The organism is Aeromonas sp. CU5 (assembly GCF_002586745.1).
GTDB classification, from domain to species: domain Bacteria; phylum Pseudomonadota; class Gammaproteobacteria; order Enterobacterales; family Aeromonadaceae; genus Aeromonas; species Aeromonas sobria.
In genome coordinates this window covers 3,471,286-3,483,176 of record NZ_CP023817.1, presented here as the reverse complement: position 1 = coordinate 3,483,176, position 11,891 = coordinate 3,471,286, and the positions used below count along the sequence as shown (strand labels likewise).

General features: G+C 58.8%; 11 protein-coding genes. 9 read left to right on the top strand and 2 right to left on the bottom strand.

Annotated elements, in window-relative coordinates; translation table 11 throughout:
* Window positions 1–205 precede the first annotated feature (205 nt).
* Window positions 206–1,192, top strand: coding sequence for a YafY family protein (locus CK911_RS15570; protein WP_068978328.1), 987 nt, complete (start codon window positions 206–208; stop codon window positions 1,190–1,192).
* 856 nt (window positions 1,193–2,048) lie between these two features.
* Here CK911_RS15570 and CK911_RS15565 read toward each other — a convergent pair.
* The gene (locus CK911_RS15565) at window positions 2,049–2,360 is read right to left on the bottom strand and encodes a DUF1145 domain-containing protein (protein WP_033137695.1); all 312 of its coding nucleotides are present in this window, start codon (window positions 2,358–2,360) and stop codon (window positions 2,049–2,051) included.
* The gene (gene rsmD, locus CK911_RS15560) at window positions 2,344–2,973 is read right to left on the bottom strand and encodes a 16S rRNA (guanine(966)-N(2))-methyltransferase RsmD (protein WP_098971072.1); all 630 of its coding nucleotides are present in this window, start codon (window positions 2,971–2,973) and stop codon (window positions 2,344–2,346) included. The genes CK911_RS15565 and rsmD overlap by 17 nt, the downstream gene beginning before the upstream one ends.
* Before the next feature lie 111 nt (window positions 2,974–3,084).
* Between rsmD and ftsY the strand changes: the two genes are divergently transcribed.
* The 8 genes from ftsY (at window position 3,085) to hutG (ending at window position 11,867) form a co-directional block, all read left to right on the top strand.
* A complete protein-coding gene (gene ftsY, locus CK911_RS15555) occupies window positions 3,085–4,890 on the top strand; it encodes a signal recognition particle-docking protein FtsY (protein ID WP_098971069.1) in 1,806 nt (601 codons plus the stop codon).
* Between the two features lie 202 nt (window positions 4,891–5,092).
* Window positions 5,093–5,761 (top strand): cell division ATP-binding protein FtsE, encoded by a 669-nt coding sequence (ftsE, locus tag CK911_RS15550; RefSeq protein ID WP_042019703.1) that lies wholly within the window; start codon window positions 5,093–5,095, stop codon window positions 5,759–5,761.
* A complete protein-coding gene (gene ftsX, locus CK911_RS15545; protein ID WP_042019701.1) occupies window positions 5,761–6,714 on the top strand; it encodes a permease-like cell division protein FtsX in 954 nt (317 codons plus the stop codon). Before ftsE ends, ftsX begins: the two co-directional genes overlap by 1 nt.
* A gap of 452 nt (window positions 6,715–7,166) precedes the next feature.
* Entirely contained in the window at window positions 7,167–8,021 is an 855-nt protein-coding gene (gene rpoH, locus CK911_RS15540; protein ID WP_042019699.1) for an RNA polymerase sigma factor RpoH, read from the top strand.
* Between the two features lie 125 nt (window positions 8,022–8,146).
* A complete protein-coding gene (gene can, locus CK911_RS15535; protein ID WP_042019698.1) occupies window positions 8,147–8,806 on the top strand; it encodes a carbonate dehydratase in 660 nt (219 codons plus the stop codon).
* Window positions 8,807–8,817: 11 nt separating this feature from the next.
* Window positions 8,818–9,522, top strand: coding sequence for a histidine utilization repressor (gene hutC, locus CK911_RS15530; RefSeq protein ID WP_098972725.1), 705 nt, complete (start codon window positions 8,818–8,820; stop codon window positions 9,520–9,522).
* A 154-nt stretch (window positions 9,523–9,676) separates the two neighbouring features.
* Window positions 9,677–10,912: an imidazolonepropionase gene (gene hutI, locus CK911_RS15525; RefSeq protein ID WP_098971067.1), complete on the top strand. Its 1,236-nt coding sequence runs from the start codon at window positions 9,677–9,679 to the stop codon at window positions 10,910–10,912.
* Complete coding sequence (gene hutG / locus CK911_RS15520; protein WP_098971064.1) at window positions 10,905–11,867, top strand: formimidoylglutamase; 963 nt, start codon at window positions 10,905–10,907, stop codon at window positions 11,865–11,867. Before hutI ends, hutG begins: the two co-directional genes overlap by 8 nt.
* Window positions 11,868–11,891: the final 24 nt, after the last annotated feature.

Here is an 11,891-nt window from a genome sequence, read left to right as displayed (position 1 = left end):
TGGCGTGTAGAACTTTAATTTGATGCTTTTCTTGCTAATTTAAGCCTGGGTTGACCCCGATTTGTTCTTTTTTGTGATGTAAAATCAATTACATATCGACGTTTGTATGAAAATGGCGACAGTTGTCGCAGCAAAACTTGCGACATAGACTGTCGCAAGTCACGACTAGCATACAGTCAACGCTAAACCAGTGAAGGCATGCACCATGAGTAAGAAGCTGTTACGACAACTGACCTTGGCGCGTTGCATCCCGCACCGCCCTTACAAGCTGACCGCCAGCCAACTCCAGGTAAAACTGGAAGAGGAAGGTATCCACGTCAGTCTGCGTACCGTGCAGCGGGACCTGGAGGAGATGTCCGGCATGGGACTGTTCGACCTCACCTCGGACGAGCGCAGCAAACCCCATGGCTGGTGCTTCGAGCGCCACGGCCTCAACGACTTTGCCAATATCATGCCGCTCTCGCTGGCGGTGGCCCTGAAAACCTGGAGTGATCAGGCGAGCCAACTGTTGCCGGCGAGTGTACTGACCGAATTGAACCCGCTGGTCGACAAGGCGAGCCAGGTGATCCGCGACAGCCAGAGTGAACTGGCCGAGCGCTGGCTGGAGAGTGTCCACCAGTCGCCGCGCCCGTTTGCCGGCAACCCGGAGATCCGCCGTAGCACCCTGATCCGCGATGCGCTATGGCGTGGCCGCAAGTTCAGCGCTGAGATCCAGCGCGTGATCAAAGAGCGCACCGTGTGGCTCTGCTACGACCGGATCAACCCGCTCGGCATTCTCAATCAGCCGGATGGCCCGATCCTGCTCTGCACCCTGTCTGAGCTGGATCCCAAGGTTTACGGCATCCCGTTCGACCATATCAAGAGCGTGGAGCTGACCAACTTCAGCGCCACCCAGCCGAAGGATTTCAATATCCAAAGGCTGATCCGCGATCAGGGCTATCAGGACGTGAGCGGCCCGATCCGCTTCGTCGGTCGGATCGATGCCAACAGCCAGTCGCTGGTGGATAACCAGATCCCCGGCAACAATCCGCGCATGACCCGCTATGACAAGCGCAGCGTGGTGGTCGAGACAGAAGTGCAAGACACCCCGGAGTTTCGCAGCTGGTTGAACAACATCAGCGGTGAACTGGAGGTGCTGGCGCCGGAATCGCTGCGCAAGGCCTATCTCAATCCGGCCAACCGCTTGAGCTGATTAAAAAATGGCAATGTTGAAGAGTCGAGCCTGGTCTCGGCTCTTTTTTTTGCTGTTTTTTTAAGCATATTTATTCAACTAATTTTTAAGTCTTAACGACAGGATTGAACCGTTTTCCTGCCCCGTTTTTGGGTGTGAAAGCCGTGTAAGAGATCTGCCATAGCTACTGTAAGAGGCTGGCGCGTCAAGCCGTACGTGAAGCCATGCCAGAATGATCGAGCTTTCCCGTGAAACTAAATAAGATGCTGATTTTAAAGCCTTAGTTTTTAAGTTCATTTTTGGGAATGGGATCGCCATCAGATCTTTCTCGGAGAGTGGCTCTTGTTCGAGCCGCACATTTCCTTACTATGGGTCTCACAAGGACGGAGCTGGACCGGCAGGATGCAGGGCAGCGCATAAAGATGGAATAGTCTGCAGGATGCAGGCAAGGACACCTCAGGATGAGCTCGATAATCAGGATGATTATCGTCACGGATGAATAAAGGAACACCGCGGGATGCGGCAGGACACTCTCGGGATGAGAGCAGAACGAACGGAACCTCGTTCTTCTGGATGAACAGGACCTCGCAGGATGCGAGAAGGAATACTTCAGGATGAAGTGAGATAGCCAGGATGGTTATCGGTCAGGATGACGCAAGGAACCCCCACAGGATGTGGTAACGGACACCTCCAGGATGGAGACAGTGAAGCAGTTCAGGATGAATTGCCAGGCCAGGAGCGCCGCAGGACACGCCAACGGATTGGAAAGGGGATATTCCAAAGGATTAGGATAACGTCAGGGATTGCAGGGAGCATTGCAGTTCTAAGGACAGGACGACACGACTCTAGGGGACGGCTACCGCCGTCCCCTTTTCTTTTATGGTTTGCCGGAGAGATTGCCGCGTTGGGCGGCGTTGACGATCTCTTGCAGCCGCTGACGAATGTCGACCATGCCAAACACGCCAAAGATCAGCACAGTGACAAACTCGGCTTTGGTGACCGCGAAGTAGCGTTTACAAGCTGCCTTGATCATGCTGGCCTGCAACCAGTGCAGCAGCGCGACGATCACGCCGCAGACTGGCAGAAAGCCGTTGAGTTTGCCCGGCAGCGGGGCAATCAGGCTCACCAGTACGCCAAACCAGAAAAACAGTACCAGCCCCATCGCCAGCAGATTAAAGACTCGCTTCATTGTTTACCTCCCGCAGATAGAGTTGATAGCAGACCTGACCGGCCTGCTTGTCTTTGAGCAACTGCCAGCTAGCAGGCAGCGCCAGATCGGCCATCTCTTTTTCCCGCTCCAGATAGATCAGGGCATCCGCTGCCAGCCAGCCGCGCTGCTCCAGCAGATCGCAAACTTGCGGCAGCAGCTCGCGGCGAAACGGCGGATCGAGGAACACCAGATCGAAGGGGGTGGCAGGGCCTTGCAGCCAGCTCACCGCATCTGACTGGATAACCTGGCCCTGGCTGCTACCAAGTGCGGCCAGGTTCTTCTTGATCTGGTCGGCGGCACCCTTGTCCATCTCGATCAGGGTTACTTGCTCGGCATAGCGTGACAGCGCCTCCAGCCCCAGCCCGCCGCTGCCGGCGAACAGATCCAGACAGCGGGTGCCACGGACATGGGGGGCCAGCCAGTTAAAGATGGTCTCCTTGACGCGATCCGTGGTGGGTCTGAGCCCCTCCACATCCTTGACCGGCAATTTACGACCTCGCCACTGGCCGCTGATGATTCTCACAAAGCCCGATTTTCCTTGCGGGGCGGGACTTTGGCTCGGGTTGCTACGGCTGGATTTCACTCTGGGCATCGCGTTTCATCGTCAGAAAATAAAGTGGTAGTATAAGGCGGTTCATTTTTATTCCGACCCGCCAAGGGACGGCTATCTTAGCAGTCAGCCAACGAAGTGAGTATTTTTTAGATGGCAAAAGGTTTGTTTTCCTGGCTCGGTTTCGGCCGCAAGAAAGAAGAGGCTGAGGTTGTCCAACCACAGACACCCCAAGCCACCCCCGTTACCGTTGAGCCCGAGGTCGCTACTACCCCTGCTCCCGATACCACGCCGGCTGTTGCACCAGAAGTGCCCGCCAGCGCGCAACATAGCGTTCTGCATGATGATTGCTGTCTGCCGACCGAGCTGGATGACCATGGCCCGCTGGTGGTGGAGGAGTGTGCCTCCGACCTGGAGCCGGTGATTGTCAACGAAGCGCTGATCGCCGAAGAAGAGCGTGCTGCCGAAGCCGCTCGTATCGCTGTTGAAGCGCAAGCTGCCGAAGCTGCTCGTATTGCTGCGCAAGCGCAGGCTACCGAAGCTGCGCGTATTGCTGCGCAAGCACAAGCTGCCGAAGCCGCTCGTATTGCTGAGCAAGCGCAAGCTGCCGAAGCCGCTCGTATTGCCGCAGAAGCGCAAGCCGCCGAAGTTGCCCGTATTGTTGCTGAAGCACAGGCTGCTGAAGAGGCCCGTATTGCTGCGGAAGCACAGGCTGCTGAAGCTGCTCGTATTGCCGAAGAAGCGCAAGCCGCCGAAGCCGCTCGTATTGCCGCGCAAGCCCAGGCTGCTGAAGCTGCTCGTATTGCCGCAGAAGCGCAAGCCGCCGAAGTTGCCCGTATTGCAGCGCAAGCACAGGCTGCCGAAGCTGCCCGTATTGCCGCTGAAGCTCAGGCTGCTGAAGAGGCACGTATCGCCAAAGAGGCCCAGCGAGCGGAAGATCTGCGGCTGGTAGCCGAGATGGAGGCTGAGGCCGCCGCGCTGGCTGCTCTGCCGCTGGCCGCTGCAGTGGATGATGACACTCAGGACAAGCCGCAGCGGGAGGGCTTTTTTGCCCGCCTCAAGCGCAGTCTGGTTCGTACTAAGGAGAACATAGGTTCCGGTTTTATCGGTCTGTTCCGTGGCAAGAAGATCGATGATGAACTGTTTGAAGAGCTGGAGACCCAGCTGCTGACGGCAGATCTTGGCGTGGATACCACCCGTCGTATCATCGATGGGTTGATTCAACATGCTGATCGCAAGCAGCTCAAAGATGCCGAGGCGCTCTACGGCCTGCTCAAGCAGGACATGGGCGAGATGCTGGCCAAGGTCGAGCAGCCACTGGTGATCGATACCAGCAAGAAGCCTTACGTGATCCTGATGGTCGGTGTGAACGGGGTCGGCAAGACTACCACCATCGGCAAGCTGGCCAAGCAGTTCCAGGCGGAAGGCAAGAGCGTGATGCTGGCGGCGGGTGACACCTTCCGTGCCGCAGCGGTCGAGCAGCTGCAGGTATGGGGTCAGCGCAACAACATTCCGGTGATTGCCCAGCATACCGGCGCCGACTCCGCTTCCGTCATTTATGACGCCATCGAGGCCGCCCGCTCCCGTGGTGCCGATGTGCTGATTGCCGACACCGCCGGTCGCCTGCAGAACAAGAGCAACCTGATGGAAGAGCTCAAGAAAGTGGTGCGGGTGATGAAGAAGCTGGATGAAGAGGCGCCCCACGAGATTATGCTGACCCTGGATGCAGGCACCGGCCAGAACGCCCTGAGCCAGGCCAAGCTGTTCAGCGAGGCGGTGGGTCTGGACGGGATCACGCTGACCAAGCTGGATGGTACTGCCAAGGGCGGGGTTATCTTCGCGGTGGCCGACAAGTTCCAGATCCCGATCCGTTATATCGGGGTGGGTGAGGGGATCGACGATCTGCGTCCCTTTGTGGCGAATGACTTTATCGAAGCGCTGTTTAGTCGTGATGAATAACTCCGGTCGCGATGAGTAAGTGTCCCATGCCCCGACTTTGGTCGGGGTTTGTCACTATTGGGTTTTTGGATGTCGTTTCGACAAAGGTGGCAAGATGGTTGGCTGTGGATCAGCCATTTCATCAAGGCCCAGTGCCGGCGGCGATGAGCCAGCGCGCCATACTTCGATCCTGGCCGGGGTTGGTCAATATCAGGGAACCGTTATGATTCGTTTTGATAAGGTCAGCAAGGTATACAGCGGTGGCCATCAGGCGCTGCAAAAGGTCAGCTTTCACCTGCAGAAGGGAGAGATGGCCTTTCTGACCGGACACTCGGGGGCGGGCAAGAGTACCCTGCTCAAGCTGATCAGCGTGATGGAGCGTCCGACCGATGGCCGGGTGTTCTTTCATGGCGACGATGTCAGCCATATCCAGCGCAGCCAGATCCCCTATGTGCGTCGCCAGATCGGGATGATCTTTCAGGATCACCGGCTGCTGATGGATCGCACCGTGTTCGACAACGTGGCACTGCCGCTAGTGATCGATGGCTATAGCCACGCCGACATCAACAAGCGGGTCGCTGCAGCCCTCGACAAGGTGGGGTTGTTGGGCAAGGAGCGTTACCAGCCACGCCAGCTCTCCGGTGGTGAGCAGCAGCGGGTCGGTATCGCCCGTGCCATCGTCAACAAGCCACCCCTGCTGTTGGCGGATGAACCGACCGGTAATCTGGATCCCCAGCTCTCCATGGACATCATGCGGCTATTTCAGGAGTTCAACAATTTTGGGGTATCGGTGTTGATCGCCACTCACGATCTGGGATTGATTGCCCGTATGCGTTATCGCACCCTGACCCTCAAGGCGGGTCGTATGTATTCAGCCGGGGAGCAGCTCTGATGGCCATCGTTCGACATAAACAACCGCCACTGCGCCGTCTGATGATGTATGGGGTTGACCACGTGCGTCAGGCATTTGCCAGTCTGGGGGAGCTGTGGCGCAACCCGCTTGCTTCCCTGATGACTCTGGCGGTACTGGGCGTCAGTCTGGCGCTCCCCTCCTGCTTCCATGTGCTGCTGAAAAATGCCGAGGTGGTGGAGGGAAGCTGGCAGACCAGCTCCCAGATCTCGCTTTATCTGCGCAAGGATCTGCCGGAGCAGAGCATTCTCGATCTGCAGCAGCGGATCCTGCTCTACCCCGAGGTGGACTCTGTCACCTATCTGAGCCGGGACGATGCGTTGCGGGAGTTTCGCGAGATTTCCGGCTTTGGTGATGCCCTCGATTACCTCGACAGCAACCCGTTGCCACCTGTGCTGAGCGTCATTCCGGATCCGCGCTGGCAGAACCCGGAAGGGGCCGCCGAGTTGCTCGGCAAGCTCAACAACGAGGTGGGGGTCGAGCAAGGCAAGCTTGATCTGCAGTGGTTGACCCGTCTGCAGGGGATCATGAACCTGCTGCGCCACACTATTACCGGCATCGCGGTGCTGTTGCTCTCCGCCGTGCTGCTGATCGTCGGCAACACCCTGCGCCTTAATATCCTTAACCAGCGCTCCGAGATCGAGGTGCTTAAACTGATTGGAGCGACCGATTCCTTCATCCATCGCCCTTTCCTTTATACCGGTATCTGGTTTGGCATCATTGGCGGCATGCTGGCCTGGTGGCTCACTGAAGTGATGGTGATCTGGAGTGAAGGGGTGGTGAAGGAGCTGGCGGGTTTGTATAACAGTAATTTCCGGCTGGTCGGTATGGGGGCAGTAGACGGGATCAACCTGATCCTGCTGGGTGCCCTGTTGGGGTTGATCGCCTCCTGGTTTTCGGTCCATCGCCACATTCGCGATATCGAACCATCTTGATTGATTTGTCATCAAAGTAAATCACTGGATTTTGAGAAGCGGATCAAGTAAAAGAGGGGCCGTTTCTGGCTTGGCCCCTATTGTCAGAGTATTCTGAATAACAATGATCTTCCGGATCTTTGCTAGATCCGTTGAACCTTCTGATTTATAAGCAGTCTATTAAAGCTGAAGCATTTATACGAGTGTGGCCCCTCTGCCTTGCTCGTCAGACTTGGCAAGCATGTGAAGGTTGCGAGCTCCGCAACAATGGACTTAGCATGCTACTTTTCGGGGGTCCTTCATTGTGACCCCCTTTTTTTGACTGTTCATTCATGATTCATCCTGCAGGCCTAAGATAACCCGGTCTTAAACTGGGTCGGTATCTTTGATACAGGCCGCAGAATGGCATCCGGTCGGTAGACAGACCCTCTCAGGGTGTTAGACTGATTCGATTGAAAAGTAAGAGGTAACAGATGGGAACTTCATTGCAGCGCACCATGGCCCTGATTCCGCAAGGTAGTCTGGAAGGCTATACCCAGGCAGTAAATTCTATTCCGGTGCTAAGCGCAGAGGAAGAGCGTGAGCTGGCTGAGCGTTTGCAGCAGGATGGCGATCTCGAGGCTGCTCGTCAGCTGATTATGTCGCACCTGCGCTTTGTCGTTCATGTTGCCAAGAGTTATGCCGGTTACGGCCTGCCCCAGGCCGATCTGGTACAGGAAGGCAACATCGGCCTGATGAAGGCGGTCAAGCGCTTCGACCCGACGGTCGGCGTGCGTCTGGTCTCCTTTGCCGTGCACTGGATCAAGGCCGAAATCCACGAATATGTGCTGCGCAACTGGCGCATGGTCAAGGTGGCCACCACCAAGGCCCAGCGCAAGCTCTTCTTCAACCTGCGCAAATCCAAAAAGCGTCTGGGCTGGCTGAACCACGAAGAGGTTCAGGCCGTGGCTGCCGATCTTGGTGTCTCTGCCGCTGACGTGACCGAGATGGAAGGGCGGATGGCCAACTACGATCAGGCGTTCGATCTGGTTGGTGATGATGAAGAGGAGGGCGGTTTCTCGCCGGTTCACTATCTGGAGGACAAATCCTCCGATCTGGCCGCTACCATCGAGAACGACAACTGGGACGATCACGCGACCCGTCGCCTGAGCTCGGCCCTCGCCACCCTGGATGAGCGCAGCCAGCACATCATCCGCGCCCGCTGGCTCGATGATGACAGCAAGACCACCCTGCAGGAGCTGGCCGATACCTACGGCGTCTCTGCCGAGCGAGTGCGTCAGCTTGAGAAGAACGCACTCAAGAAGCTGAAAGATGCCATGGAAGCCTGATGCTTCCTCGCTGAAAACAGGGCCTGATGGCCCTGTTTTTGTTTCTGTCGCCGGTAATCGAGGCTTGCCCTGATAACCCTTGGGTGTGTTATGTTGCCGCAACTGCCACATTAGGGAGAGCAGAAGTGAAACTGTTGAACGACCTGTTTACCAACAACCGTGAGTGGGCCGAACGGATCAAGGCCGAAGATCCCGCCTTCTTTGCCACCCTCTCTGCCCAGCAGGCCCCCGAATACCTCTGGATCGGCTGCTCCGACAGCCGGGTCCCCGCCAACCAGTTGATGGGTCTGCTGCCGGGGGATGTCTTCGTCCACCGCAACGTCGCCAATCTGGTGGTGCATACCGATTTCAACTGCCTCTCGGTGCTGCAATACGCGGTGGAAGTGCTCAAGGTGAAGCACATCATCGTCTGCGGTCACTACGGTTGCGGCGGCGTCAAGGCCGCGATGCAGAACCAGGAGCTGGGTCTCATCGACAACTGGCTGCGCAACATCAAGGATGTCTACTTCAAGTATGGCGAGCAGCTTGAAGCGATCGAGGATGAGCACGAACGCTTCGACTACCTGTGCGAGCTGAACGTGGCCGAGCAGGTGGCTAACGTCTGCCACACCACCATCATCCAGAACGCCTGGCGCAAGGGGCAGGAGCTGGCGGTGCATGGCTGGATCTACGGCATCAAGGATGGCTTGCTGCACGATCTCGATCTCTGCATCAGCGGGCCGGATCAGATCCCCGACGTCTATCGCGCCTGGCCGGACATGCGTCCGCCCCACCGTCGGCGCTAGGGAGCTTCATGGTGGCGCCAGCCCTCTATCTGCAGATCAAGCAGCACATTCTGGACGGGATCCGCGAACGCCATTATCAGGCGGGGGACAGGATCCCGACCGAAGCGGCCCTGTGCGAGCAGTTCACCGTGAGCCGGATGACGGTCAACCGGGCGCTGCGGGAACTGATGGCGGAAGGGTGGCTGGTGCGTACCGCCGGTTCCGGCAGCTTCGTGGCGGACCGGCGTACCGAGTCGCCGCTGCTGGCCATTCGCAACATCGCTGACGAGATCGCCGAGCGTGGCGGCGAGTACAGTGCCCGGGTGATCCGGCTGCAGCGGCTGGCCGCCGACGAGAAGGTGGCGGTACAACTGGGACTGCGGGTTGGCGCCCCGATCTTTCACAGCCTGATCGTCCATCAGGCTGATGGTGAGCCGCTGCAGCTGGAGGAGCGCTTCGTCGATGCCGGGCGCTTGCCGGGCTATGGCGAGCAGGATTTCACCCAACAGACCCCCAACCGCTATCTGATGGAGGTTTGCCCCCTCTCCGAGATGGAGCACGTGGTGGAAGCTGTGCTGCCGAGCGCCGGTGAGGCGGGATTGTTGCAGATCCGCGTAGATTCCCCTTGCCTGTTGTTGCACCGGCGCACCTGGTCGGAGGGGCATCTGGTCTCCTACGCCCGTTTGCTCTCCCCCGGTTCTCGCTACAAGCTCAGCTCCAAGACTCAGCTAGAATAAATGTCTATACAGCTCGATTTTTCAAAGCCCACCTCTTGGTGGGCTTTTTTGTGCTTAAACTCTAAGTTTGATGCTGTTATCAGGATGTGAACTCTGCTCTTTCTTTCGTCATAGAGATCGACTATAAGGATATGTATATACATTTGAGGTCGCTATGAACAAGGAACTGTTGAACTGCGAGCGGGTCTGGCTCAACGTGACGCCCGCCACCCTGAATGACGAGCTGGCCGACTACGGCCTGTTGCCGCTCCACGCCATCGGCGTGAAGGATGGCAAGATCCATGCGCTGATGCCGATGGCCGAGCTGAAGGGGCCCTATCCCACCCACTGGCAGGATATGCAGGGCAAGCTGGTCACCCCCGGCCTTATCGATTGCCACACCCATCTGGTCTTTGCCGGCAGTCGCGCCGAGGAGTTCGAGCTGCGCCAGCAGGGGGTGCCCTACGCCGAGATCGCCCGTCGGGGCGGCGGCATCATCAGCACGGTGCGCGCTACCCGTGAGGCCTGCGAGGAGAAGCTGTTCGAGCTGGCACTACCGAGGGTGAAATCCCTGATCCGGGAAGGGGTCACCACGGTGGAGATCAAGTCCGGCTATGGCCTGACGCTGGATGACGAACTCAAGATGCTGCGGGTGGCCCGCCGACTGGGGGAGGCGTTGCCGATCCGGGTCAAGACCACTTTGCTGGCGGCCCATGCGGTGCCGCCGGAGTATCGCGATGATCCCGACAGCTGGGTCGAGACCATCTGTCAGGAGATCATCCCGGCCGCCGCCGAGGCGGGTCTGGCCGATGCGGTGGATGTTTTCTGCGAGCACATCGGCTTCTCGCTGGCCCAGACCGCACAGGTCTATCTGGCTGCGGATCAGTACGGCCTGCCGGTGAAAGGGCACATGGATCAGCTCTCCAATCTGGGGGGCAGCACCTTGGCCGCCCACTTTGGCGCCCTCTCGGTGGATCATCTGGAGTATCTGGATCCGGAAGGGATCCTGGCGCTGGCCCACCGTGGCGTGGTCGCCACCCTGCTGCCCACCGCCTTCTATTTTCTCAAAGAGACCAAGCTGCCGCCGGTCGCTGCCCTGCGCAAGGCGGGGGTGGCGATGGCGGTCTCTTCCGACATCAACCCGGGTACGGCCCCCATCGTCTCGCTGCGGATGGCAATGAACATGGCCTGCACCCTGTTTGGCCTGACCCCGGTGGAGGCCATGGTCGGGGTGACCCGTCACGCCGCCAAAGCGCTCGGCGAGCAGGATCGCCTTGGCCAGCTCAAGGCGGGCATGGCGGCCGATTTTCTGATCTGGCACTGCGCCCATCCGGCCGAGCTGAGCTACATGGTCGGCGTCGATCAGCTGGCGGGCCGCATCTTCAACGGTGAGGAGACTCTCCATGGATAAGTTCAACCCGATCGACATGTTGCTCTGGCAGGGGCGGCAGGATCCTGAAGATGGCGAGCTGGCCTTGCGCTGGCATGACAAGGTGCAGCCCTGGGCCGCCGGGGCACAAGAGCCTGCCGGGGCGCAAGAGGCTGCCGGTGTGGTACTGCTCGGTTTTGCCTGTGACGAAGGGGTGCGCCGCAACAAGGGACGTGTCGGCGCCGCCGGTGCGCCGCAAGCTGTGCGCAAGCTGCTGGCCAACACCGCCTGGCACCTGAATCGCCCCGTCTACGATGGCGGGGATGTGAGCTGCCCCGATGGCGATCTCGATGCTGCCCACGGCCGACTGTCCGAGCGGGTCGCTGCTGCGCTCAATCTGGGTCACTTCCCGCTGGTGCTGGGGGGCGGCCACGAGGTGGCCTTCGGCAGCTGGAGCGGTCTTAACCGTCATTTGGGCGGCAGTGGCAAGGTCGGCATCATCAATTTCGACGCCCACTTCGATCTGCGGATGAAGCTGGAACTGGCAAGCTCCGGCACCCCCTTCTTCCAGATCGCCGAGCAGTGTGCAGCTCAGTGCACGCCGTTTCACTACGCCTGCCTCGGGGTGGCCGAGACTGCCAATACCCAAGCCTTGTTTGCCCGGGCCGACGAGTTGGGGGTCTGGTATGTGAAAGATGAAGCCATGAGCGAGCGTGCTCTACCCACCTTGCAGAGCGGACTGGATGCATTTATCGCCCAGTGCGAGCACCTCTACCTCACCATCGATCTCGATGTGCTGCCCGGCAACCTGATGCCGGGAGTGAGCGCGCCCGCCGCTCGTGGTGTGGATCTGGCGGTGATCGAACCGCTGATTGCCCATATCCGCGCCAGCGGCAAGCTGCGGCTCGCTGATTTGGCCGAGCTTAACCCGACGCTGGATCAGGACAACCGCAGTGCCCGCGTGGCTGCGCGGCTGGTTCATCTGTTGACCCGTTAACCCTTTGGCCGCAGGTCGCCGAAG

Bases quoted from the DNA above. Each gene is read 5' to 3' on its own strand.
- CK911_RS15570 (WP_068978328.1), top strand. From the start codon at position 206: ATGAGTAAGAAGCTGTTACGACAACTGACCTTGGCGCGTTGCATCCCG.
- CK911_RS15565 (WP_033137695.1), bottom strand. From the start codon at position 2,360: ATGAAGCGAGTCTTTAATCTGCTGGCGATGGGGCTGGTACTGTTTTTC.
- rsmD (WP_098971072.1), bottom strand. From the start codon at position 2,973: ATGCCCAGAGTGAAATCCAGCCGTAGCAACCCGAGCCAAAGTCCCGCC.
- ftsY (WP_098971069.1), top strand. From the start codon at position 3,085: ATGGCAAAAGGTTTGTTTTCCTGGCTCGGTTTCGGCCGCAAGAAAGAA.
- ftsE (WP_042019703.1), top strand. From the start codon at position 5,093: ATGATTCGTTTTGATAAGGTCAGCAAGGTATACAGCGGTGGCCATCAG.
- ftsX (WP_042019701.1), top strand. From the start codon at position 5,761: ATGGCCATCGTTCGACATAAACAACCGCCACTGCGCCGTCTGATGATG.
- rpoH (WP_042019699.1), top strand. From the start codon at position 7,167: ATGGGAACTTCATTGCAGCGCACCATGGCCCTGATTCCGCAAGGTAGT.
- hutI (WP_098971067.1), top strand. From the start codon at position 9,677: ATGAACAAGGAACTGTTGAACTGCGAGCGGGTCTGGCTCAACGTGACG.
- hutG (WP_098971064.1), top strand. From the start codon at position 10,905: ATGGATAAGTTCAACCCGATCGACATGTTGCTCTGGCAGGGGCGGCAG.